Below are 25,102 nucleotides of genomic sequence, written 5' to 3' on the forward strand. Positions count from 1 at the left end.
TACGAATGCTGGTGCCTAGATCCCATGCTTATGTACTTCCTTGGAAAGGAGCTTGGCCCGGGCAAGAATCGATGCTTCCCTCCCGACACCTGCAGATAAAGTGAAAGCTAACGCTCCGACTTTAAAGAGATAGTCTACAAAGACCTGCTTCCTGCGATTTATCCTACCTTCTGCTGCTACCGCTTTTTTAGGGTATCCCCATTTCGATATCAATCTTTCCCTTCAAACCAAAATGTTCGGAAGTTCCCCACCAGTCACATTTGCATCACAGACCATAATGCTTTGCATTTGGAATGGCAGAAAAATGACTGGTAACAGAGCATTAAGTGAAATAAATGGGCATTAACCAACCTCCAGACCACTTAATATGTTAACTAAAATAGTTTATAGTTAACATATGGATGAATAATACCATACAAACAAAATATTATTCAATGGCTATTTTTCAATATTTTCCTAGTTTGTCCTTGAAAAACTGAGAAGGCATGCATTTTATATGTTAACCTAAATATTAATTAGTTGACATATAAAATAGAAATCAGGCAAACTAATAGTGGGCAATTTGCCTGCCATTTCTAAAAAAGGTGGTGAAAACCTTGAAAGCAAGAACGATTTCTTATGTGGCCCTTTTTACTGCGTTAACCGCAATTGGCGCCTTTATTAAAATACCTATCCCTTATATACCATTCACACTGCAAATTCTGGCAGTCTATTTGGCAGGCGCATTGCTGGGGCCCCAGCTTGGGATGCTCAGTCAGTTATGCTACGTCTTGATCGGACTTATCGGGTTGCCAGTGTTTGCTGAAGGCGGGGGAATCGGCTATATATTCAAACCCACTTTCGGCTATTTGCTCGGATATATTCTGGGAGCCTATGTAAACGGGTGGCTGATCAACCGGTTTTCCCTCTCCACGATTCGTTCCATATTCCTTGCTAACGCTGCCTCTTTGCTGACCGTTTACTTCTTCGGCTGCATATGGCTGTATGGTGCAATGAAGTGGATTGTGGAAACGCCGCTTTCAATCAACCAAACGATTCTTTACGGCTTCTTATTACCGGTACCCGGTGATTTACTGCTGTGCATTCTATGTGCTGTCATCATTCAACAAGTACGTCCGCGAATTGCAAGATACATAAACGTAAAGGAGCTGAATCATCCATGGGCCAAGCCTACTTCATAACCGGAACTGGCACGGATATTGGAAAGACCATCGTCACGAGTGCACTTTATCTTTCTCTTCAAACGTTTGGAAAAACCGTCACGATCTTCAAGCCATTTCAAACAGGAATCAATGAGGAAACGAATACATACCCGGATATTTCTTGGTTTGAGCAAGAACTAGGTGTAAAGGAATCAGGGTTTTACACACTGGAACCCGAAACCTCCCCACATTTGGCGATTAAATTAACCGGGAGTCAAATCGATGAGAAGAAAGTCGTGGAAAGGGTTCATGAACTTGAGGAAATGTATGACGTCGTATTAGTTGAAGGAGCAGGCGGATTGGCTGTGCCGCTCATTGAACGGGCGGAAGGTTTCTATATGACGACGGATTTCATAAGGGATTGCGGCATGCCTGTCGTATTCGTATCCACAAGCGGTTTAGGAGCGATTCATAATGTCGTGACGACCCATTCTTATGCCCAAATCCATGATATAAACGTGAAAACCATTTTGTATAATCATTACCGGCCAGAGGATCGGATTCATCAAGACAATATCGAAACCATTGAAAAGCTGACAGGGCTGAAGGGGCTCGCCTGCATTCCAACACTGGCCGATGTTAGAAAAGATTTGAGGATCTGCATCCTTGATTTACTTGGTGACCAAAATTATACCCAACAATTGAAAGAGGTGTTCAAAGCATGAACAGTCAGGATTTAGAACAATGGGATAAGGAATATGTATGGCACCCGTTCACGCAAATGAAAACGTATCGGGAAAGTAAACCGCTGATCATCGAGCGCGGCGAAGGCAGCTATCTGATTGATGTGGATGGCAAACGCTATTTGGACGGCTATGCTTCATTATGGGTGAATGTGCACGGACATAACGAGCCGGAATTAAACGGAGCCCTTATTGAACAAGTGAATAAAGTCGCGCACTCCACTCTGCTGGGATCTGCAAATGTACCATCGATCTTACTGGCAAAGAAACTGGCAGAGATCACTCCTGGTCATTTATCGAAAGTCTTCTACTCTGACACGGGATCTGCCGCTGTGGAAATCGCCCTTAAAGTCGCTTATCAATATTGGCAGAATATCGATCCCGTCAAGCATCAGAATAAAAACAAATTCATCTCCCTTGACGAAGCATACCATGGTGATACTGTCGGTGCCGTGAGTGTGGGCGGAATGGATCTATTCCATAGAATCTTTAAGCCCCTCTTATTTCAACGGATTTCCGCCCCTACACCATATGCCTATCACATGACTGAATATGGAGATCAAGAAGCAGTGAAAAACCATTGCTTGAAGGAACTGGAGAAGTTGCTGCAGGAACAATCAGAGGAAATTGCCGGATTGATCATCGAACCGCTTGTGCAGGGGGCGGCAGGTATCATAACCCATCCCCGGGGCTTTTTGAAAGAAGTTGAACAATTATGCAAGAAGTACGATATCCTCCTAATTTGTGACGAGGTGGCCGTAGGGTTCGGTCGCACCGGTACGATGTTTGCCTGCGAGCAGGAAGATGTCGTCCCTGATATCATGTGTATGGGCAAAGGGATCACTGGGGGATATATGCCACTCGCAGCCACCATCATGAACGAGCAGATCTTTCAATCCTTTTTGGGAGAACGGGAAGAACATAAAACCTTCTATCACGGCCACACCTATACAGGAAATCAGCTAGCCTGTGCACTGGCCCTGAAGAATATCGAGCTAATGGAAAGCCGGAATCTCATTAAAGACATCCAGAAAAAATCAAAATACCTATCCGAAAGACTGCAAGCGCTATACGAACTTCCGATCGTCGGCGATATTCGCCAGCGCGGCTTCATGATTGGAGTGGAAATCGTTAAAGACCGTGAAACAAAAGAAACGTTCACCCTCCAAGAGAACGTCGTTTCCGGGATCATCCATACAGCACGGGAAAATGGCCTGATCATCCGGGAACTTGGTCCAGTCATCACGATGATGCCGATCCTTTCCATGTCAGAAAAGGAACTCGATTTCATGGTCGAAACGGTCTACCGTGCCATCCAGGAAGTCTCCATTCATAAAGGATTGATTCCAGCAGCAAACTGATATAAAAAGATGGTGAATTAAAAAGGGCACCTAAATGGGATGCCCTTTTTTCGCTTGAATTTTGGATGAACTCACCTATTCAAACAAAGGGATTTCCGGCGGTATCCCGGCTTCAGGCAAGAAATAAATGAAAATGGTGAAACAAATGATAAGCACGGAAAAGATGATGGCAATAACCGAAATGCCCAAGAGAAATTTTTTACCTGCTAAATATAAGCTGATCATCAGACTTGCAAACCCAATGATCAAATAAATGCAGGCTCCAACATATGAATTCAACTTTGGGAGAATCCCCGTGATGAAAAGCAGAACGAAAGTCATTTGCAGGGATATGCATATTCCAAATAAACGTTTCATTCTTACCTCCTGTCTATTTGAAAAGTTGAGTGAGATATTTAAATATAAAACTCACCCCTATCAGCCTCTTCATGAACCATTGATAGCTAAGTGGTTCCTACATGGAAAATTTACATAGAATATAGTTCTAAAATTTTTTGTATGGGTAACTTATTCGCATGACTCAGATCAACAAAAAAAGGTAGTTGCCACTTTTGAGTCGTTATTGCCTGTTTACTAGTTGGATTATCCCAAATAGGATAAATCCTTATTGCCATTTTCCCTTTTACATTTTGCGTTTTAAGGACATTTTGTTTTGCGAGAATTTCTTTTGGAAAAATAAATTGCCCAAAATGGTCATTACTCATTGAGGTATTGATGACCAATAAATCAGGAGAATTTTCATATGCAAAGGGTTGATTTTTATCATTTTCGTCTTTTTCCCAAAACGCAACAAACTGTCCCACTTTATTGGGTGTTATTTTGGCGACTCTAAATCGAACCGATTTTGCATTTAAGTGAAATGTTCCAGCTCCATATTCTGAATTTTGAAATTCTTCTTGAATTGATTTTATAGACAGATGATTAGGTTCATAAACTATTTTGTTTACATGAGTTAAAGCTCTATAAAATTTATTCATTTCGCTACTCCTCTTTAATTTGGAATGAAGCTTCATTGGTTTTTTAAGCATAAACTATGAGGCTGCTAAAACATCATATCAATTTTTTGGTAAAAATGGTATGTAATCAATCTGGCACGGTCGATACTATTACAATGTGAAAAAGCAAGATGCACAAAATCATTGCAATAAAAAAGATGACCCCGTTTAATTCGAGGTCATCTTCATTATATAGTCCATTCCTTTTTTCCTTACTGCTGGCTAAGTGTTAGCGAATGCCTTTCATGTAACCTTGAATCTTTGGTGATAAGGCCATCAGGGCCAGTCCAAGGATTATTGAAGCAACTCCGATCACTCCAAAATAAGCCATTTCGGTTTGAGGAGTGTAGAATCTGACGATTTGTGCGTTTAATGCTTGTGCTGCTGCACTTGCCAGGAACCACAGGCTCATCGTTTGTGCCGAGAATGCAGCTGGAGCCAATTTTGTAGTCGCTGAAAGTCCAACAGGGGATAAACAAAGTTCTCCAAGCACTACAAGGAAATAGCTAAGTACAAGCCATAGCGGATTGACTAAAGAGTCTGATCCACCGAAATAAACAGGAAGCAGGATCACCAGGAATGATAAACCGGCGAACAGTAGACCTATTGAGAATTTTTGCGGTATGGTCGGCTGGCGCTTTCCTAGTTTGATCCATAACCATGCGAATACTGGTGCAAGGGTAATGATGAACAATGGGTTCAATGATTGGAACCATGCCGGGTTTATTTGCATTCCAGCAAAATCCAACTGTGTCCGTTTGTCTGCATAATTTGCTAATATAGTTGCACCTTGCTCTTGAATTGCCCAGAACATGACAGCTGCTATGAACAAAGGAATATAGGCTATCAATCGTGAACGTTCAACAGAAGTTGTTTTAGGGCTGCGATACATGAAAATGAAATAAAGGGTCGGAATAAGGATCCCTAGGATACCTACAAGATTAATAAAGGTTTTAATCGTTAAGATGCCTTTAGTGGCAGTGATGCCGATGATGGCAGCTAAAATCAATGCAGCTATTCCCAATTTAGTGAATACGGTTTTCTTTTCATTTTGTGATAATGGGTTAGCAGGAAGAGTTCCAGCTAGGCCCAGGTTCTTTTTCTTTGTTGCAACAAAGACGATGAGCCCAATTAACATACCAATTGCCGCCAGCCCAAAACCAAGGTGGAAGCTGTAGTTCATTCCGACTGTACCGACAAGGAACGGTGAAAGGAATGCACCCATGTTGATACCCATATAGAATATACTGAAACCGGAATCCCGGCGATCGTCATTTTCCGCGTATATTTCCCCTACAATGCTGGAAACATTCGGTTTTAATAGACCAGTACCCAGAACAATGAGTACCATGGAAACAAAGAACATGGAGAGACTGCCTGGTACAGCAAGGACAATATGCCCGAGCATGATCAAAATCCCACCGTAAAATACGGCTTTTGAAGTCCCGAAAATCCTATCGGCAAGCCATCCGCCAATTATACCGGACATATATACTAAAGATCCGTAGATGGATACTAGGGCAAGGGCTGTGTGTTCATCAAGGCCTAGTCCCCCTTTAGAAACTTCGTAATACATATAGTAAACAAGAATGGCCTTCATGCCATAATAGGAGAAACGCTCCCAGAACTCAGTAAAGAAAAGGGTGAATAGTCCTTTTGGGTTTCCAAAAAAACCTTTTTGGGGTACACTATCCACAATTTTCTGTTTATTTATCGTTGCCATACCTAGCCCTCCTTTTATTATTGTATAATAACTTTTATTTTCTCTGTTGTAAACAAATATTTAGTATATTTAAATAATTAATTTCGAAATAAATAATAATAGCTATTAAAGCAAAGCAAATCATACTAAAATCCTCCTAAAAAAAACGCCCAATCAATTTAGTCTAAAAGGAAGCTTCCATAAATGATATATTGCCCTAACTTTACCCATGTATTACGTTTGATAACAGTTTGGTTACGAGAGGGAAATTGCGAACCTTGAAAAAAACCAGCCAAAACCGTTATATACACCGTATAATAGAAATAACAAAAAAATGAGGAGGCACAAATATGATAGGGTTAGTAACCGTTGTAATGATATTTTCCATTCCCATTATTGGAATCCTGACAAGCCATTTCGAAAAACAGGCAAAAAACAAACACAAGATGCTACAAGTTGAACTGGAGCTTGAAAAACTTAAACATGAAAACTTCCTTATGGAGACGGAAAAAATGAGGCTGGAACTGGATCAGATGAAATTTGATGAAAAAAAAGACGAGCCAAGGTTACTGTAGTCAAGTAACATTGGTTCGTCTTTTTAATGGTTTTTGTGAGTTCCCGTTTTATAAGCCCCTCGCCCTTCATAAGTATAATTAACGGACATTACAAATAAGTTCATTTAATGGATATATTGATCACCCACAAGTAATTCTGAAATAACCTTTGTCGGGATGATGAACTCGACAGCCCCCATATACCCTGGGGCGGCCTCATAGCTGTTAAAGGCGATGACTAGCTTGCCATCTTTGTTTATATAAAAGTTGTGGTTTTCATCAATGCCTCTAAATGCAGTAAGATCATCATCTTCGACCCAATATATCTTTTCCGGATCTTCAGCCATCTGCCGCTTCATCTGTTCCTTGATGTTCTTACTGATCACCTGAAGATAACGATCATCTTTAAATAGGCTATTTAACGTTAAAAGCACTTCGTTTTTCTTGTCGACTGTATCGAATTGACTTTCTGTAGAACTGGAAGCAGAAATCGTGTCCGTATAGCGCTGTACGGATAATATCGTTTCATTATCTGTCAATATCTCATATCCGCTTTCCACCGAGATATTGCCCTTTTCCCCTTCCTTCAGTTTTGACATGGAGTCGGTGAATTCCTTGTAGAGCTGCTTGCTTTCCGATAAGTATTTATCATTCAGGCTATTTTCAAGCTGTTTATTCTCCAGTCCGGAAATTGCAGGTGTTTTGATCACGGCCGAGGAATTATTCACATCCTCTTTCCACTCGACGAAGGTAATCACTTTAATGACCTTATCGACTATCGGAATTTCACTCATGGCCTTTGCCACTGCCGGACTGATGTTTACGGAAGCTGTCACTATCAGAAGCGCTGCAGCCGCAGACACCAGGATATTCCTTCCAACCCTTGGCTTCTTCCTGGGCTTTTCATTCAAAGCTGCTTGAACGACATCTTTCAGTTCTTTAGGGATCGGTGTTTTAAGATACTCTTTCCGCAGATCTTTTAATTTTCTTTCCATCTTTTCGTTTCCTCCCGTTCAGTCATGTTAATCCGCAATAGTTGCAGCGCTTTATATAATCTCGTTTTAATCGTGCTTACATTCTCTTCCAGAACCTCCGCTATCTCTTCCAACTTCAGGTCCTCAAAGAAACGAAGAACGACTACTGTTTTATACTTGACCGAAAGTCCTTCCAGGGCCTTTTGTAAATCCAGGTCGGGGTAGTGATCTGCCTCTCCGCTGCGTAAGTATTCTATTGTTTCGTCATCGGCGACTGTCAGCTTCTTTTTCTTTCGCAAAACATCAAGTGACGTTCGGACTATGATCTTATATAACCAGCTATCTATAGAAGCAGCGTCTTTTATTTTGTTGCTGGAGGCAAGTGCTTTTCTAATCGATTCCTGCACGATATCAAGCGCATCCTCTTGATTTTTGACATAGTAAAAAGCAAGTCTGTACAAATTGTCTTGCCGTTCGGTTATCCGGGCCGTTATTAATTGATTCATATCTAGATTTTTCATTGCATGATAGAGCTCCTTACATTTAAATTACGTATCCTAGGTACAAAGGATAGACGTTCGTGCACCCATAAAAGTTTGAAAATGAACAAGAAAATATTTATAAATAAAAAAATGAAAATTTTTACAAACTTTTAAGGCTTTTGGCGCGTCTATATAGTAGAATGATTATCGAGGTGGAGTGCAACATGAGGAAACTAAATTATAAAAAAGTCTTTATTTTTCTATTTTGTCTAACAGCTGCAGTGGGAACGATAGGGTTAGCCATCAAAAGCCTTGCTTTTGATAAGAAGAGAACCGTTTCCGCCTATACAAACGATAAAAATTACCCGGAAGCTGATATTCAAACGTATTTGAAAGATAATACGAAAGGCGGTTATTCAGCCAGCAGACCCGTTTTGCATATAGAAAATATCGACAAGCAACTAGAAGCTTACATAAAAAAAGAAATTAAAGATTATGAAAAAAGATGGAAAGCATCCGACGGAAAAGCATCCGAGCTTAACCTCACATACACGATCCTTCATTTCAGCAAGCAGACCATTACCATTTCCTTCGATAAATATGAACAAGTGGAAGGAAAGAAGCAGTCCGAATCCCGGATCTTCACTTATGATATTCCATCTCAGCAAAAGCTCTCTATAGAAGACATCTTTGCCACGGATTCTGATTATTTATCCGTTTTATCCGATATTGTTTTTGAAGAGTTAACCGAGAAGGAAGAAGAAGGCATATCACAGAGTCTTATTAAAAAGGAAAACAAACTGAAGGCGGCCAACTTCGATTCTTTTTCAGTCTTGAAAAATACGCTTGTATTCTACGTTAAGACTGATGATTCAACTAAGACTCATACAATAGCCATCAAGAAGGAACTTTTTAACGATAGCTTGCTAGATTCATATAAAAGTAAAGAATTGAATGAGGATCGTGTAAAGGAATGGCAGCCGAAACATATCGTCGCTAAACTGCCCGTGCAAAATGAATGGATTGACCCATCAAAAAAGGTCATTGCCTTGACGTTCGATGACGGGCCACATCCAATTCATACCATGTCCATTCTTGAAGACCTAAACAAGTATGATGCACACGCGACCTTCTTTGTGCTTGGAAGCCGCGTACAGCACTATCCGGAAGTTCTGCAAAAAATGCTTGAACAAGGAAATGAGATCGGCAACCATTCATGGGATCATCCGCAGCTGACTCGCTTAAGCAAGAACAAAATCAAGAGTCAAATCGAACAGACCCAAGACGCTGTAGAAAAAGCTACAGGTTCTGAGCCAAGTCTCGTCCGTCCCCCATATGGAGCGATTAACGATAATGTGCGTGAATACATGGAGGATATGGAAGTCACACTCTGGGATGTCGATCCCGAAGATTGGAAAGACCGCAATGAAAAGAAAATCGTGAACAATGTGATGAGTAAAGCCAAAGACGGCGGAGTCATATTAATGCATGATATCTATCAAACTAGCGCCGAAGCTGCAGGAAAAATCATCAAGCAACTGCATGACAAAGGATATCAGCTGGTCACTATTTCGGAAATGGAAAGGGTAAAGAAAGACCGTGAACTTTCCGGAATCGTCATAGGTGAATAATCAAAAGGAAAGAGCCTGTTTCATCAAAACAGGCTCTTTTGCATCAGATAAAATAAGCAGGCCTTTGATCATATAGCAAAGGTCTGCCCGTTTTTTCATTCACCAAGATCTACATTATGATAAACTTGTTGCACATCTTCCAAATCTTCCAATGCATCAATCATCTTTTCGAATTGTACCTGTGCATCTTCTGGAAGGGTTAGGTCATTTTGTGCAAGCATCGTCAGCTCTGCCACTGTAAAATCGGTGATTCCCGCATCCTTGAATGCTTGTTGCACAGCATGGAATTGTTCAGGTTCAGCATAAACGATGACCGCTTCTTCTTCTTCAATGATGTCACGTACATCAACATCCGCTTCCATTAACAGTTCAAGCACATCCTCAGCCGTTTTACCTTCAATCCCGATGACAGCAGTTGCATCGAACATATAAGCAACAGAACCACTGACACCCATATTCCCGCCATTTTTCCCGAATGCGGCACGTACATCAGATGCCGTCCGGTTCACATTGTTTGTCAATGCATCCACGATGACCATTGATCCATTTGGACCGAATCCTTCATAACGAAGTTCGTCATAGCTTTCTTCCGAACCGCCTTTAGCCTTTTCAATCGCACGGTCAATGATCGCTCTGGGAACATTGTACGTTTTCGCACGCTCAAGTACGACCCTTAACGCCTGGTTGGATTCCGGATCTGGTTCACCTTGTTTCGCCACTACATATATTTCCCGTCCGAACTTAGCATAAATCCGACTTGTATTTGCATCTTTTGACGCTTTTTTTTCTTTAATGTTATTCCACTTACGACCCATTATATTCCACTCTCTTTCATCATTGAATATACCGATTAGATTATTAAGATACTGCCCTACGAGAAAACCCTTTACGGGAATTCCTTTGAAGAAAGGCTATACGTTTACTAGATTATATTATACATCAATTGTATAAGTTTGAAAAAGTCCTGTACATCCCTCACTCGCATTAACTCGGCGGGTTGGCGCTATATATTATAAAATGCTATGGTGAACATCAAGAGTGGTATAGTATGAATGGATCGGAAAGGAGAGATGATTCATGACGGAAAACCAAATCATCATCGGGATACCCGGAAAGTGGAAGGACCGGGCAGAATTGATTCAAACGGTCGCTTCCCAAAGCGAAGGGTACCTGTTAGCAGGGAATATTTTTCATAACAAGGATAAGAACATAACTTTTCAGGCAGAAATCCAGGATTATGAACCCACTTTAAAAGAGACCTTTTCTTACGCCAGTAAAGATGCCCTTTCAGAGAGATTATTAGCGGAAATCAGTGAACATACCTTTACCGTTTATATAATAGCCGATACCGGAAATGTTACGGACTTGATCGATGCTGGGGCAGCAATCCTTAGGGCAGGCGGAATGGCAGTGAAAATAGAAACAGCTGGCATTGCCCATTCAAAGGAAGATTGGCAAAAGCTTCATCAAAGCCCCGATATTCTCTCGGTATATGCCCATTTTGCCACGATCATCGGGGAGGAAGATTATTATTGTTCATTCGGAATGAAAGCCTTTGGGCTTCCAGATGCCGTGACACTTAACACAATGAGTCCGAAAGAGGCGGCTTCTTTACTTAACACATTTAATTTTTACCATCTAGGTGAACGGCCTCTCTTTACAACTGGCGAAACCTTTAGCATACAACAAGATGCCCCTGACTTTATATTGACGGGCCTTCAGGACTTTAGATATGAAGAAGACCATCCCTTCTACAACCCGTTTGGATTGTGGAATTTAGGGACAAGTAAATAGAGGAACGATTCGCTCCTCCCAGACTTTAGACAAATTCGAACTGCCCCGTAAATGTTAGACACCAAACTAACATTTACGGGGTGTTTTTTATTTTAAAAACGTTCCGATTGATTTCAGAAATCCGCTCCCTTTCCGCCGACTGTCTGCCAAGCCTACTCGGCGCAAGCGCCTGTGGGGTCTCAGCTAGCCAGTTATTCGGCAGGTGTGTCGCATATTTCTTCAATCCAATAACGGATTCATAAAACAATAAAAAAACATATAAAGCGAGTGCCTGGAGAGGAAATCAACGACCTAGTCTTAAATGACCGTCAGGAAAGAGGCCATCCGAACTTCCTTTTTTAGACACTAGGGGTTCAACCGAGTTTTTCACTCTTTTCTTCTTCATGTTCTTTCTTCACGAGTGACATGCCGCTCGCTTGGTATTTAAGGATCTTTTGAATGACCGTGCCAAGATGTGCACCCGCTTCAACTGGCGGGATCCCGCCTTTATGGATGTTGGAAATGACCATCCTCTCTGCTTCAATCATGCCCAAACAAGGTTTATAGCAAATATAAGCGCTTAATGATTCAGCACTGACAAGACCGGGCCGTTCGCCGATCAACAGGACAATGACCTCAGGCCTAAGGATTTCTCCAATATCATCCATCACGGCAACCCGGCCCTTTTCAATATAGAACGGTGTCCCTGCATCCAATTTTGCCGCTGCCAAAGATTGTCTGAAAGATAAATAGACGTCCTCCACATTCTCTTCGATCGCCTTGGCACTTAAGCCATCGGAAATGATGATTTGGACCGTTGGGCCCTTTATGCATTTGGCTTCGATCATTCGCTTTGCTTCGTCCGACAGCTTCCTGCCATAATCCGGACGCCGTAAATAGACTTCCTTATCATCGGCCTTCGTTCTCACCTTGAATAAATCCAAGCGTTTCAATAGAGTTTCACTGACTTCACCATATACAGCATCAACGGCCGCCGCATGGTCAAAACGGAATTTCAGCCAGGAATCCGTTTTAGGACGTGTCCCCGATCTGCCTATCCCTATCCGGGCAGGGGTTTTCGCTATCAAGGTGTCCAATTCTTCTTTATTATTCGGATCTTTCATTCCCATATCATCCACTCCTAATGGTTAAATATAGTTGGATCACCGGCACGCTTCGTTAACTTGCCGTTTTCCAGAATCCCCATCTTCTCCAGCCAAGCTTCATATAATGGGGCTGGCCGCTTATCCATCGTTTGTCTCAATGTCGCTATATCATGATAACTCAAAGACTGATAGTTTAACATGCAGTCATCCCCCATCGGAGTTGCGATGATGAAATTCACACCAGCCGCCGTTAAAAGTACACCCAGGTCCTCGATATCATTCTGATCCGCCTTCATATGATTCGTATAGCAAATATCCACTCCCATCGGCAGACCATGCATTTTTCCCATGAAATGATCTTCCAACCCGGCGCGGATGACCTGCTTGCTGTTATATAGATATTCAGGTCCGATGAATCCGACGACCGTATTGACAATGTACGGATCAAAATAGCGGGCAAATCCATAGTTTCTGGCTTCAAGCGTCACCTGATCGATTCCGAAATGCGCTTCCGCCGATAACTCCGAGCCTTGCCCCGTTTCAAAATAAAGATGCTGCGGACCTGTGCCGGTCCCATGAGCCTTTGCCACCTCGTTGGCTTCTTCGAGCAATTGAACGTCAATTCCAAAAGAACGATTGGCCGCTTCCGTTCCGGCTATGCTTTGAAAGATCATATCAGCAGGTGCACCCTGCTGTACTGCCTTCATTTGAGTGGTCACATGCGCAAGTACACAATTTTGGGTCGGGATATTCCACTTCTGGATTACGTCCTGTGTCGCATGAAGCAGCCGCTTTACGCTTTCGACTGAATCATCAACAGGGTTGATTCCAATGAGGGCATCCCCGATTCCATAGGAGAGACCTTCTTTCAAAGATGCGAGCATGCCATCCACATTGTCAGTCGGGTGGTTAGGCTGAAGGCGCGAGGCAAGCGTTCCCTTGTATCCAATCGTACTATTATTCTTTGTGAGCACTTCGATTTTACTGGCAGCATGGATAAGGTCAAGGTTCGACATGATCTTGGCTGCCGCAGCAATCATTTCACTATTCAACCCCCTGCTTATTCGCTTTAAATCGTCACCTGTCGTTTCGTCACTCAAAATATATTCACGAAGCTCGGCAACGCTCCAATTCTTCACAGATTGATAGATGGTTCCATTGATGAGACCATCTATGATCCGTGACACTTCATCCTCTTCCGGGGAGAGTAAGGGATAATTCCTAATGTCCGCCAAAGTCAATTCGCTAAGCACAGCTTTCGCTGCAATCCGTTCTTGGACAGAATCCGCCGCAATTCCCGCAAGCCTATCTCCTGATTTCTCTTCATTCGCTTTGGCCAAGACTTCTTTCAACGATTTGAATTGATGGATTTCCCCAAAGTATTGAGTAGATAATTTCATCGTATAATCCTCCGTTTCTTAGTTGTGGAAGGTCAGTGTTTTTACGACAACCGGAACGACCCCTGTCCGCAGCAGCCTTCCTATATCTAAATAATCCCCATGTTCCACTTGTGTCTGATCAATGCAGATGACCGGCAAATCTGGTCGGTTCGCTAGAAATGTTTGACCAAGCACCTTCCCATAATCACTGTCCATCACAATTATCAGAGGTTGCTGCTGATTCGGTTTTTGCATCAAAGCCTCGGTAAATTCGGCTGCGAGCTGCTGTATGTCCCGAAAAGATAGATAAGGTAAATTCGTTAAATAAAAGGCAAAATTCAGTCCTTCCTTTAGTGGATCGTATATCGTTATCGCATCCTGAACCGATTGTGCCATTGTCCCGGTTCCATCATCCAGCACGCCTTGAAAATCGATGCGGTAGACTGGGATATTACGGACTGGCAGATGAGAATCATTCACCTCGATGGTAGCACCGCTGATTTCAGTTGTATGCGTGCCTGCTCCTAGAACAGTCGCCCGAACCGTTTCAACGGGCTGTTCCCACTCCCATGCAGCCAATACTTCATTTTCCTTTATAGAGGTTGCAAGCATCATGCCGATATCCTGAAAGCTTTTGTCTGCCCGTTCTTCATGATAGATGCAATCACTGACACCTCCCGAGAACATCAACACATCTATTCGTCCTGTCCAAGATGGCTCCTTCCCCACTAATAGAAGTTCATCTTCTTTTGTGAATGACCCAGCCAAAAACCTCGAAAGCACCTTAGACATTTCATTTGCGATGATTACCCCATCAACATTCAAAGGTGAATGCCCTTTTGATTTCAGCCATTTTCCTATTGAAGGAGCAACCTTCACCTTCGCTCCCTCCCATTCCACCAAACGGCCTCCTATATGCAGTGTGCAAGTTCCGCAAAGGATACCAGAACGGTATACGGCAATATTCGCCGTTCCCCCGCCAATATCTATATTCGCTATAGTCTTTCCTGTCTCGATCGAATGTTGATAGGCACCAGATCCCTTTGCGGCAATGATTCCCTCCAAATCCGGACCGGCTGCCGCTACAAGGAATTCCCCTGCCGCTTTGGATAACCGGTATACCATTTCTTCTGCATTTTGTTTGGTTGCCGTTTCACCTGTGATGATGACGGCCCCTGTTTGTATGTTTTCAATCGTGATCCCGGCTTGATGGTATTCACTTTCCACCATACTTTGAACAGCAGGTATATCAATTACCGTATCGGATAAAAGCGGGGTCTTGAAAATGGGACTTCGATACAGAATTTTCTTATCGGTAATTTCTATTTTTGGCACCTGTCCGCCACCCGCCACATTCCTAAGCGAAAGCTCGCTGATAACAAGTTTCGTCGTACTAGTGCCAATATCGATTCCTGCACTGATGATTCGTTCCGCCTGTTCATTCATTAAATTCACACCTCAGTTTTACACCACTTGGATTTCATCGCTATCTTCTTCCTGGTTATTCGTTTTATATTCATTTATGCCGATGACTCCCGCTGCACGATCTTTTTCCTCCAATTCCAAAGCTTTCGGAACGGACAGCCAGTAAGCAAGACCGATTCCAATAGCGCCGGCAGATAGCTTGCCTACTATGACGGGTAAAATTAAGGATGGCTGAAAGTTGGCAGTGAAAGATAAATGATCGCCTAATAGGAAAGCCGCACACACAGCGAAGGAAATGTTTATGACCTTATCCTTCGGAGGCATATCTTTAACAAGTTTGAACATCGCCAATATATTGGCTACCGTGGCTAAAATCCCTGCACTCCCCGCTTTGCTCAATCCGATTTTCCCGCCCATCACTTCAAGCGGCCTGCCTGCATATTTTTGAATCAAGTAAATCATTGGAAAAGCACCTGCCAGCATAATCCCGATATACCCTGCCGTTTCCAGGGCACGGAACTGGTCCGCCTTATCGGCCATGATGGGATGGAACCCCCAAGCACCAAATACATTGGAAAACAGTCCGGTGAAAATCTCCACGATTGAAAATACGAGTACAAGTTTAATCGCGGCATCCAATATTTTCCCAAACCACATGAACCCTTTGATCATCAAATCCGGCAGGAAATAAAGACCTAACGCAAGCAGCACCACAAAAATAAGAAGTGGAGAAAGATTCAAGGCAATTTTCAAATAGCTCAACGCGAATTCGTGTGTAGAATTCGCATTCGTGGAAATCACTTCGCGAATTTTCGAATTCGTTGCCACCACTAGCACGCTTGAGATAAAGGCTCCAATGGGAATCGTCAGGATCCCTGACATGACACCAAGTGCCATGTATTTATGATCACGCTTCTCTAGCATGGCAAGCCCCATTGGAATCGAGAATACAATCGTTGCTCCAGACATGAATCCGACAATCATCGCCATGATCCAGCCTTCATATGATTCCTGCAGCTCGGCCGCCAATTGATAACCGCCCATATCCGTTGCCAAAATCGTTGTTGCAGCGAGTGCGGGATCTGCACCGATCGCTGCGAAGATCGGGCCGCATACTGTATCGATGAACCATGATAAATAAGGGATCGAGGCCATGATTCCAGCTGCCGGGATAAATATATGGCCAACCGTATGCAAACCTTCCATGAACTGTTTGCCCAAGCCTTGCTCACTGTCTTTAATCGATGCCAATGCACCGACAACGGCACACACCATAATGATATAAATAACGAATTTACCTACCATCTCCATACATATTCCCCCTGAATTACGATTTGATTTGGCCTATCGACTTTAAAAAAGGGTATAAAAAAAGACGCCTCTTATAGCCCAAACTTTGGTTATTTCAGCAGAATTGCCTACCTACAACCAATTTGGTCCATCAAAGCGCCATTGCTTCATCTATTTACTTGTTTTTGATCCTTTGTAACGATTAGTCGTGCCACTGTCTCCATGGAAAGCTGCTTATCCATGCTAAGCTTTCTCAATTTTTTGTAAGCGGTTTCTTCCGATACATTCTTCCTTTTCATGATAATTCCTTTTGCCTTTTCAATGACTTTACGATTTGCGAGCGTTTCATCCAATTGGGCATTTCGTTCCTGATACTTTTTTGCATTGGCTGCTTGCAGTAAAGCTATCTCCACTGCGGGAATCAAATCCGCCTCCGTTATTGGCTTTACAAGATATCCTACGATATTTGCCCGTTTCGCCTCGTCGATATATTCACGCTGGCTGAATGCAGTTAAAAGCAGGACCGGTATCTGAAAGGTATTGGAAATCACCTCGCTAGCCTTAAGCCCATTCATTTTAGGCATTTTTATGTCCATCAAAACGAGATCCGGCTGCAGGGAATGTGCCAATTCAATCGCCTTCTCGCCGTCACGTGCATGTCCAACCACATCGAAGCCTGCATCCTTGAGCATAATCGTTATATCAAGGAGAACGATCGATTCATCTTCCACGACCAAAATCCTCTTGACCACGTCTCCCACCTACCTCTTGTATGGAAATCTTACAGAAGCCAGGGTACCACCTTTAATCTGGCGAATAGAAAACTCCCCTTCCAAATCATTTTCCACTGTCATACGGATGATATCCAGTCCCAAAGAAGGTTTCACTGCCGGCGAATATCCGATGCCATCATCCTTAACTTGAATCTCCAATTCAGAACCATCCTTGTGAAAGCATACGGTAATCTTCCCATCCGTCCCTTCCATGAAAGCATGCTTCACACAATTATGAATGAGCTCATTCACCACCAGCGCGACGGAAATGCCGATGTCGGAATCAATGGAATGAAGCTCCCCCGAATATTCAATGCTTATGACATTACGGGCATGATCCTCCGTACAAACAATCATATCTCCTATTTTCTTAATGAGCTCCAATAAATCCACGTGGTCGACATGGCTGCTTGCCAAAATGATTTCATAAACCGACGATATGCTTAACACCCGGTTCAAACTGACCAATAAATGGGGCTTGCTTTCTTCAGGGGCCCCTATCCTCATTTGCAGCCGAAGTAAACTGGCAACAGTCTGCAAATTATTCTTCACCCTATGATGAATTTCACGAATGGCTACTGACTTGCTAATCAGCTCTCTCTCTTTATCCCGCAGTTCAGTCAGATCCCGGATGATGATGAACGTTTCATTGGCATTCTTGTTGCCTAAATGGAACTTCCTTATTTGGAAAATCTTTTTACCAATGTTCAGTTCCATCATTAAAATCTCTTCTTTTGAAGCAAGAACATCGGCAAAGCCTGGAAAATAATTTAAAATGGAGTCCCCTAACACACAGTCGGTCAAACATATTTCCGTTACTAAATTAATGGCGGCGGGATTCGTATAGACAAGTCGGTTCTGGCTATTAATCAGGAAAATGGACTCTTCGATAAATTCGGGAACTAAGGAATTTTGTTGATCTTGCCTTCCAAACTGATTAAACGTTTCAGGTTCTTCTTGAATCACCTTCTCCATGATCAAAACGGCTATGACCCGATTGCATTCCCCTTTGACCGGAACGACACTTTGCTCCACCATCGCTCCCTCTTGAGTCAATGCGCGATTCACGAACATGTCCTTTCCGGTCCGCAATACATAAAATACTGCCGGCTCAAAAGCCTCATAGGCAAATTTCCCGACAACCGGATGATCATAAACCGATTTTACGGAATGTGCGCTTGCCTCTGCCACGACTATGGCATGCTTCCCTTCAAGCACCGGACAATCAATAAAGACATTCGCTTTATTCAAATTGGCTATCAACGATAAATTCGCAGACAAGTTTTCAAGAGTTTGAATATCCTTGTCCAGTAAGTGAGTATGCATCTCACATAATTCTCGGACAGCAGTTGTCCGTTCCATAGGCAAAACCCCAATAAACGTTTATTCATGGATATTATTATTGATTATTATAGTTATCGCCCTTATTTTTGTCAATATTCGAAATATTCAAATGTTATGTATCCTAACATTAGATAACGATATTTAAATAGTATTCAATTTCATGGCCACCATTGCATTAGCAGGGGCGCCTGGCAAAAATGAATCCGCTTTTACCTGCCCTTGTTTTTTATCCGGTTCCTCTTATCTGGCGCTTTTTTATCATCGCTCAAACAATTCAATGGAATGGTCAAATTCAAATGAAAGAAATACTAGAGCAACTTTCATCATTACGTTGCTTTAATTGAATAAATTAAACGCCAGTTACCCTACTCGTCTGACCCGTAACCCATTGGGTTTGTTTACTCACTAAAAATGAAACCACATTGGCAATGTCATTCGTTTCACCTAAACGTCCGGAGGCATTCATTTTTTTCATCCCTTCAATTTACGGCCCTACATAAACAACTCTGTGTTAACCGGTCCTGGAGCAATTGCATTGATCGAAGCCTTGTTGATAAGCGAAGAATGTCCCCTTCCATACTCATGATTTTCAACTCTTTTGGTTATAGTAAAGAAGAAAATAACGGAGGAGGTCCATTCCATGAAAAGTTCAAAGGAATTTGTTGAGAGCATTCAAGAGCAGCAAAAAAAGGAAGAAGGCAATTTTCGCCGCCAAGGTAACGGCAACCCCGCGCAGAAATTACCGAATAAAAAACATTAATGAAGCCCATCACCAAAAAATCCCCGCCTTATATTAAGGCAGGGATTTTTTTCATTCCGGTGTACTTTTTTTCTTCTTCATCACTTCGATTTCTTTTGAAAATGTGTCTTCTATCTCCTTTTTATTTCCATATAAAAAGAGGTTATCCCCTAATTTAATTTTATACTCATATAACTCTTTCCTGATTTTCACTTCTCCGCTTTCAATAAATAAAATATTGATGTCCGCACCATGTGGTATGACATCAAACACTTTGACATCAATGAATTCGGAGTCCTCATAAATATCAATCTCCATGACCACGTCTTCATCTTCTAAAAATAGGACCTCTTCTATCGGATGTTCCCATAATTCATAATGATTGTACATCTCACTGCGCATCTTATTCGATATTCTATTATTCAGGAACGGAGTTTTCACAAAAATGGCTAAAACCACCAATATTCCAATAATGATGCTTAACTCCATCAAACGAAGGTCATCTGTAAGCAATGTACTAATCGATGAAATGATGACAGCAAGTGAGAAGGCACCAAATAAAATTAAAAACATGCTTATTTTCCTTCGAACGGGATGATCAATAATGGATTTTGACTCGTCAGTTGTAAAACCGGTACCTGTAAGCATGGAGATAACCTGAAATCTTGCTACAGTGCTTTTTAATCCAGTCAATTTCAGCAAGGTAACCGATATTTCAATAACAAGAACAATAATTATAAAATAAAGTAGCATAAACACTAAATTCATCAAAATGATCACTTCCTCATCTATGGTTTACCCCAATCCCGTCAAAGAAATCATTCACTTACTGCGAAGAACCGGCATGACAAACAAAAAAAACACAGTAAGATCCAAATCTGAATCCTACTGCGTTTATTAATTTATCAATCAGGAACTATCATAACTTCCAATTTCATTATTATTATGTTTCATATCAAATGGTCTTCAGCAGTAGTTTTTTTAACAGCGGTGTAAATTGTTCGGGTAATTCAGCTACACTCGGAATCATTAACCGTTCTTTGCCATAGATGTTTTTCATCGTCATTTCTTCACTTTCATCTACGCTGCCATCCGCTAAAAACAGGCCTATTACTTCTATTCCTTTTTTCCTTGCTTCTGATACGGCCAGATGTGTATCGACTATTCCATTTTGATCATAATCGGCAGCTGCCGGCTCACCATCGGAAAATACGAGCAAGAAACGGTTTTTTTCACGTCTCTTTTCCAATTCCATTGTGGCCACCCTTATACTGTATCCGTCCCGGTTGTCTTCCTCCGGTTCAAGCTGCATGATTTTCGCTCCTGAATTCAGATAAAAAGAATCGGAATGGGACTGGATTACATGGAAATAATTCGGCTGATATCCTTCTCTCACTTCATTTGCATCTTCCCAAAAACCTACGATTGAGTGGGGGATCCTTAATTTTTTCAGCACTTCATGAAACAGGACGACCCCCCGTTTCGTTTCATCCATCTTGTTATGCATTGAAGCCGAGCAATCGATAAGCAATGTGAATACGGCATCCATTTCATTTGAATCCTGGTTCTTTTTATAAAAGACCCTTGGATTTTCTTCAAGTACAAGCGGCAGTAATTTTTTCGATAAACGACCAAAAACCAAATCTTTTCTTGGTGCATTCTTTTTATTTTCCAATGTCTTTTCAATTGTACTGGAGAGTTTTCTCTTAAATGGTTCGATATCGGCAACAAACTCGCGATAGCGCTTCTCCTCAGTAAGTGTTGGTATTTTGGCTTCTTTGATTACCTGAACGACGTCTTTATTTTCTTCACCAAATGGATGTTCACCGCTTTTGCCCATATTGGTTTGTTTCTTCTCCAGCGTTTCTTGCTGATTGTATTCCTTTTGTTGACTTTCCCCTGATGAACCCTGGATCGAAGCCAGTGCTTGGTCGGCATCTTCCGCTTCACGCGCACCTCCGCCCATCAAACTTGTTTTCGTTCCTTGCTCCAATTCAAATTGAAGAAAGGTCGAATTATTCTCGCCGTTCTTATTCTCTCGATGCCAAGTCGAGAACTTTTCATCAATGAACTCACTTTTTTCTTCGTCTACATCTTCTGTATCATCGTTCAACAGATCATCATTTCTAGTCAGTTCATCAAATAAGGTATTTGCTGTATACTTCTCCACATTTGCAATTGGGAAGATGAAATATTCATTCATTGTATCCTTGTACTCATCGTTCACACGAAATACGATTTGCTCACAAATCCTCGTGATATCACTGGTGTTAGTGGCTTCAAAGACGGAATGGATGAACGGTTTGATTTTCTCCAGTTCTTCCAGCTGCCGTACATTGGCCCTGGGGAAAATCGGGTCCGGCCTGTCGGATTGAAGCAGTAAATATATGAGGCAGTATAATTCATCCAGTGCAAAACTTCTTGTGACATTCGTTGCTAATTGGCTTTCGAAATATTGTTTAAGGTAAGCCCTCCTTACCGAAAACCATTTTTTCGTGCCTGGCCTTTCTTTCTTCACCAATTCTTCCAACCGCAAGTCTTCCAATATAGCGAATAATTGGGCTGCAAACTTCGGAAGCGAACTTTCCCCGATGATGTCCTGGTACTCCTTCATGCTCCGGATTGTTGTATGATGCAGCGTGCCTATCGTTCTAAGAAGCACGTCCGTTTTCAGCCCTGCTTCCTTCACTTCCTTATTGCCATTTTCCCAAAAGTGGCTGGCAGTGACCTTATTCTCGATCAGATCAATGAAGGAGCCATAATTGTATTCGAATTCCAGCTCAGGAATGCCGGATAAAACAGTCGAGAGATCCTGAAGCTGTAAAAAAAGTGCCGTATCTATTATTGAATCATTGAACCGGATATACTTCATGAGGCATTCTCCTAGTTAGAATAATGTATCAGCCAAGTTCTTCACGAACTCACGCTCCCGTTCCTCGTCCAACTTATCCACAATGGAACGTAGGATCGCCCGTTTCGGCGGGATCAATACACTCAGATCGCAAGCATCGAGCAAAGCCCTGATCGACGCCGCATCTTCAGCCACCTTCCCTTGATTCACGGCATTTATCAAATCACTCGACAGTTTAACGAACAAATCAATACTTCTTGGGTCCTTCAGCTTTGTATTGGTTTCTATCAATTGCTTTAACTGCTCCCCTTCGATATAAGGAACTTCAATGATGACAAACCTATTTTTTAGCGCTTCGTTCAGCGGCACTGTCCCGACATACCCTTCGTTGATTGCAGCAATCACATTAAAGCCCTCTTTTGCCGTTATCACTTCATTCGTGAACGGATTCGTTATCGTCCTTCTGTAATCAAGCACACCATTGATAAGCGGCAGAGTCTCCGGTTTTGCCATGTTGATTTCATCTATATATAAGAAGTGACCGTGATTCATCGAATTGGTCACTGGTCCAGGTACGAATTCTATCACTTGTTTTTCCTCTTTGTAAGCCAGCGTCTTGAAGCCCAATAAGCTTTCTGCATCCAAGTCGACTGAGCAGTTGACACTGAACATTGGCTGGTTGAATAGATTCGATAATGTCTCGGCAAACTTTGTCTTTCCAGCCCCTGTCGGACCCTTCAAAAGGATATTCTTCCCCATGCTCAAGGCCGTAATGGCATCTATCATCAACTCCATCTCGGGAGGCAGATATCCGCCGCTCCTTATCAATTCCTCAAATTGAGCAGGATTCTTTTTGCTTGCTTGTAATATATTTGCGATTTCTATTGGTAATCGATTAATCATTTTGTTCCTACACCCCTTTCTGAACATTTTAAGGCTCTTTCCCATTAAAAACAAACACTAAGGAAAAGAGCTGTCATCAAGACAGCTCCAGTCTGTAGAAAAAACGTTCAGCTGAATGGAAAGGGTGTGCGCGACTTCTGCGGGAAAAGCGCGTCAAAGGGAGACCACAGGTGCAAAGGCACGGAGGGCGGACCTCCCGCGGAAAGCGAGTGCCCTACGTTCCAATCAACAGACCCTCAAAAAAACGGTAGGCAAACTCAATTATTATCGAGTTTGCCTACCGTCTGAATAGCTGTCATCAAGACAGCACCTTTCATGATTTCAAGTTCATTCTCATATAGTTAATGAAGACCTTAATAGGCTTCCTCAGGGTCCCTTTTCATCAGGCTTATCATATAGCCCAATAAACCGCCGATTATAGCAGGAATCACCCACCCTACCCCTACACTATATAGTGGAAGGTATTGTTTGAAAAGGTCCGAAACAGTTTCCATTTTAATCCCTGATGCCATTAATCCATCCATTATGCTGATGATGGCCGTTAATAACAAGCTTACTAAGTAAACCTCCGATTTCCCTTTGAAAAAGGAATGGAAGAACGTTAGCACAATCAAAACGATCGCCACGGGGTAAAGCACCGTTAACACAGGCACCGTAATGGAAATGAGCTTGGTCAAACCTACATTGGCAACAGCCGCACTAAAAACGGAGAAGATGACGACAAATGATTTATACGAAATAAAAGGCAGTATTTTATTGAAGTACGTAGAACAAGCCGTTATCAACCCAATGCTTGTAGTTAGGCATGCTGCGATAACAATCAATCCCAACAACACTGCACCGGCCGGTCCGAAAAAATGATGTGAGGCTTGAGCCAAAACGTCTCCGCCATTATCCAGGTGACCCAGTTTTTCCACACTTGTCGCCCCGACATAAGTCAAGGCCGTATAAACGATCACCAATAAGGAAGCGGCTATTAAGCCGGCTTTTATGCAGAAGCCTAGCACTTCTTTTCTTGAAGTGATTCCCTTTTCTTTGATTACATTAATGATAATGATTCCAAAAGCAAATCCAGCCAATGTATCCATTGTCAAATATCCTTCTTTAAATCCCTTAAAGAAAGAATTATCTGAATAATTTGCCAATGGTGACTGGATTTCACCCATTGGGTTAATAATTGCGACCACAATGAGGATCCCGATGAAAATCAATAATAACGGTGTTAATATTTTTCCGACAACATCCAGCATTTTTGATGGATTGATCGATAATAAACAGGCAATTCCAAAGTATATGATCGTGAATACCAGCAATGGTAAAAAACCGACGTCATTGGAAAGGAAAGGTTTAATCCCTATTTCGTAAGATACACTCCCCGTTCTCGGAAGAGCGAAAAGCGGTCCCAATGATAAATAAAGAACGACCGTGAAAATGATGCCGAACATCGGGTGTGCCCTGCTTGCAAGCGATTGGACATCATTTTTGCCTGAAAAACCAAATGCCAATATTGTAATGAATGGCAATCCAACCCCAGTAATGATGAATCCTAAACTAGCCGACCATAAATTGGTCCCAGCGGATTGACCGAGCATGGCAGGGAAAATTAAGTTTCCTGCACCAAAAAATAAAGCGAAAAGCATTAATCCTGTAACAATAACAAAAGAAAGTGGTGCTTTCTGTGACATAATGAGGCCTCCATTGTTTTAATTCTCTTAAACGAAGAAAAGAGTTGTCCATCAATTTCCGATAAAGGTTAAATGAACTTCTGTCTATTCTACTTATCTGTTAACATGTACTTACATGAAACTATGAATTATACATAACTCTCCTAACTATAAAATCCGATGGAACGTTTGTCAAAACTATTTCATTAATTATTCGGAAAAATCTTTCTTTTCTTACTTCTTTTTATGAAAATGAGTGAGGCAATTAGAT

General features: G+C 42.0%; 23 protein-coding genes and 2 pseudogenes. 7 read left to right on the top strand and 18 right to left on the bottom strand.

Annotated features, from left to right (window positions below; genetic code table 11):
* Positions 1-15: 15 nt before the first annotated feature.
* Positions 16-213, bottom strand: a complete 198-nt coding sequence (locus UP17_RS21820; protein ID WP_061465267.1) for a hypothetical protein — start codon at positions 211-213, stop codon at positions 16-18.
* A gap of 383 nt (positions 214-596) precedes the next feature.
* On the opposite strand from UP17_RS21820, the gene UP17_RS21825 reads away from it, so the two are divergent.
* The 3 genes from UP17_RS21825 to bioA are packed head-to-tail and all read left to right on the top strand — an operon-like array spanning position 597 to position 3,246.
* On the top strand, positions 597-1,181 hold the full coding sequence (locus UP17_RS21825) for a biotin transporter BioY (protein ID WP_061465269.1): 585 nt from the start codon (positions 597-599) through the stop codon (positions 1,179-1,181).
* Positions 1,160-1,867: a dethiobiotin synthase gene (gene bioD, locus UP17_RS21830; protein WP_061465271.1), complete on the top strand. Its 708-nt coding sequence runs from the start codon at positions 1,160-1,162 to the stop codon at positions 1,865-1,867. Before UP17_RS21825 ends, bioD begins: the two co-directional genes overlap by 22 nt.
* Positions 1,864-3,246, top strand: a complete 1,383-nt coding sequence (gene bioA, locus UP17_RS21835) for an adenosylmethionine--8-amino-7-oxononanoate transaminase (RefSeq protein ID WP_061465272.1) — start codon at positions 1,864-1,866, stop codon at positions 3,244-3,246. The genes bioD and bioA overlap by 4 nt, the downstream gene beginning before the upstream one ends.
* A 75-nt stretch (positions 3,247-3,321) precedes the next feature.
* Here bioA and UP17_RS21840 read toward each other — a convergent pair whose 3' ends face one another.
* From UP17_RS21840 to UP17_RS21850, 3 genes are all read right to left on the bottom strand, one after another.
* Positions 3,322-3,603: a hypothetical protein gene (locus tag UP17_RS21840; protein WP_061465273.1), complete on the bottom strand. Its 282-nt coding sequence runs from the start codon at positions 3,601-3,603 to the stop codon at positions 3,322-3,324.
* Positions 3,604-3,713: 110 nt separating this feature from the next.
* Positions 3,714-4,223: a MepB family protein gene (locus UP17_RS21845; protein ID WP_061465274.1), complete on the bottom strand. Its 510-nt coding sequence runs from the start codon at positions 4,221-4,223 to the stop codon at positions 3,714-3,716.
* Positions 4,224-4,470: 247 nt separating this feature from the next.
* Positions 4,471-5,964 (bottom strand): peptide MFS transporter, encoded by a 1,494-nt coding sequence (locus UP17_RS21850; RefSeq protein ID WP_061465275.1) that lies wholly within the window; start codon positions 5,962-5,964, stop codon positions 4,471-4,473.
* Between the two features lie 329 nt (positions 5,965-6,293).
* Here UP17_RS21850 and UP17_RS21855 point away from each other — a divergent pair, with 329 nt between their 5' ends.
* On the top strand, positions 6,294-6,518 hold the full coding sequence (locus UP17_RS21855) for a hypothetical protein (RefSeq protein ID WP_061465276.1): 225 nt from the start codon (positions 6,294-6,296) through the stop codon (positions 6,516-6,518).
* 104 nt (positions 6,519-6,622) lie between these two features.
* Here UP17_RS21855 and UP17_RS21860 read toward each other — a convergent pair whose 3' ends face one another.
* Both UP17_RS21860 and UP17_RS21865 read right to left on the bottom strand, forming a co-directional pair.
* Entirely contained in the window at positions 6,623-7,492 is an 870-nt protein-coding gene (locus tag UP17_RS21860) for an anti-sigma-V factor RsiV (protein ID WP_061465277.1), read from the bottom strand.
* The gene (locus tag UP17_RS21865) at positions 7,477-7,992 is read right to left on the bottom strand and encodes an RNA polymerase sigma factor SigV (protein ID WP_061465278.1); all 516 of its coding nucleotides are present in this window, start codon (positions 7,990-7,992) and stop codon (positions 7,477-7,479) included. Before UP17_RS21865 ends, UP17_RS21860 begins: the two co-directional genes overlap by 16 nt.
* A gap of 185 nt (positions 7,993-8,177) precedes the next feature.
* On the opposite strand from UP17_RS21865, the gene UP17_RS21870 reads away from it, so the two are divergent.
* Positions 8,178-9,584, top strand: a complete 1,407-nt coding sequence (locus UP17_RS21870) for a polysaccharide deacetylase family protein (protein ID WP_061465279.1) — start codon at positions 8,178-8,180, stop codon at positions 9,582-9,584.
* A gap of 95 nt (positions 9,585-9,679) precedes the next feature.
* On the opposite strand, the gene UP17_RS21875 is transcribed toward UP17_RS21870, so the two are convergent.
* Entirely contained in the window at positions 9,680-10,399 is a 720-nt protein-coding gene (locus UP17_RS21875; protein ID WP_061465280.1) for a YebC/PmpR family DNA-binding transcriptional regulator, read from the bottom strand.
* Between the two features lie 262 nt (positions 10,400-10,661).
* On the opposite strand from UP17_RS21875, the gene UP17_RS21880 reads away from it, so the two are divergent.
* On the top strand, positions 10,662-11,378 hold the full coding sequence (locus UP17_RS21880; protein ID WP_061465281.1) for a DUF4261 domain-containing protein: 717 nt from the start codon (positions 10,662-10,664) through the stop codon (positions 11,376-11,378).
* A gap of 353 nt (positions 11,379-11,731) precedes the next feature.
* On the opposite strand, the pseudogene eutC reads toward UP17_RS21880, so the two are convergent.
* From eutC to UP17_RS29040, 7 genes and pseudogenes are all read right to left on the bottom strand, one after another.
* Positions 11,732-12,484 (bottom strand): annotated as a pseudogene (eutC, locus tag UP17_RS21885) (ethanolamine ammonia-lyase subunit EutC); the annotation flags it as partial.
* A gap of 14 nt (positions 12,485-12,498) precedes the next feature.
* Positions 12,499-13,863 carry an ethanolamine ammonia-lyase subunit EutB gene (locus UP17_RS21890; protein ID WP_061465282.1) on the bottom strand — a complete coding sequence of 455 codons (1,365 nt, stop codon included), beginning with the start codon at positions 13,861-13,863 and terminating at the stop codon, positions 12,499-12,501.
* 18 nt (positions 13,864-13,881) lie between these two features.
* Positions 13,882-15,288 carry an ethanolamine ammonia-lyase reactivating factor EutA gene (locus tag UP17_RS21895; protein WP_061465283.1) on the bottom strand — a complete coding sequence of 469 codons (1,407 nt, stop codon included), beginning with the start codon at positions 15,286-15,288 and terminating at the stop codon, positions 13,882-13,884.
* Between the two features lie 18 nt (positions 15,289-15,306).
* Entirely contained in the window at positions 15,307-16,578 is a 1,272-nt protein-coding gene (gene eutH / locus UP17_RS21900) for an ethanolamine utilization protein EutH (protein WP_061465284.1), read from the bottom strand.
* A gap of 146 nt (positions 16,579-16,724) precedes the next feature.
* Complete coding sequence (locus tag UP17_RS21905; RefSeq protein WP_061465285.1) at positions 16,725-17,309, bottom strand: ANTAR domain-containing response regulator; 585 nt, start codon at positions 17,307-17,309, stop codon at positions 16,725-16,727.
* Between the two features lie 9 nt (positions 17,310-17,318).
* Positions 17,319-18,692 carry a sensor histidine kinase gene (locus tag UP17_RS21910; protein ID WP_061465286.1) on the bottom strand — a complete coding sequence of 458 codons (1,374 nt, stop codon included), beginning with the start codon at positions 18,690-18,692 and terminating at the stop codon, positions 17,319-17,321.
* 331 nt (positions 18,693-19,023) lie between these two features.
* Positions 19,024-19,217: pseudogene (locus tag UP17_RS29040) on the bottom strand (SDR family oxidoreductase); the annotation flags it as partial.
* A gap of 97 nt (positions 19,218-19,314) precedes the next feature.
* Here UP17_RS29040 and UP17_RS21915 point away from each other — a divergent pair.
* Positions 19,315-19,434: a DUF4023 family protein gene (locus UP17_RS21915; RefSeq protein ID WP_061465287.1), complete on the top strand. Its 120-nt coding sequence runs from the start codon at positions 19,315-19,317 to the stop codon at positions 19,432-19,434.
* Between the two features lie 51 nt (positions 19,435-19,485).
* Here UP17_RS21915 and UP17_RS21920 read toward each other — a convergent pair whose 3' ends face one another.
* The 4 genes from UP17_RS21920 to brnQ form a co-directional block, all read right to left on the bottom strand.
* Positions 19,486-20,181, bottom strand: a complete 696-nt coding sequence (locus tag UP17_RS21920; protein WP_061466258.1) for a hypothetical protein — start codon at positions 20,179-20,181, stop codon at positions 19,486-19,488.
* A 187-nt stretch (positions 20,182-20,368) separates the two neighbouring features.
* Positions 20,369-22,285 carry a vWA domain-containing protein gene (locus tag UP17_RS21925; protein ID WP_061465288.1) on the bottom strand — a complete coding sequence of 639 codons (1,917 nt, stop codon included), beginning with the start codon at positions 22,283-22,285 and terminating at the stop codon, positions 20,369-20,371.
* Between the two features lie 15 nt (positions 22,286-22,300).
* A complete protein-coding gene (locus tag UP17_RS21930; RefSeq protein WP_061465289.1) occupies positions 22,301-23,167 on the bottom strand; it encodes an ATP-binding protein in 867 nt (288 codons plus the stop codon).
* Positions 23,168-23,520: 353 nt separating this feature from the next.
* Complete coding sequence (brnQ, locus tag UP17_RS21935) at positions 23,521-24,852, bottom strand: branched-chain amino acid transport system II carrier protein (protein ID WP_061465290.1); 1,332 nt, start codon at positions 24,850-24,852, stop codon at positions 23,521-23,523.
* Positions 24,853-25,102 lie beyond the last annotated feature (250 nt).

The sequence above is a fragment of the Peribacillus simplex genome, from assembly GCF_001578185.1.
Taxonomy (GTDB): domain Bacteria; phylum Bacillota; class Bacilli; order Bacillales; family DSM-1321; genus Peribacillus; species Peribacillus simplex_A.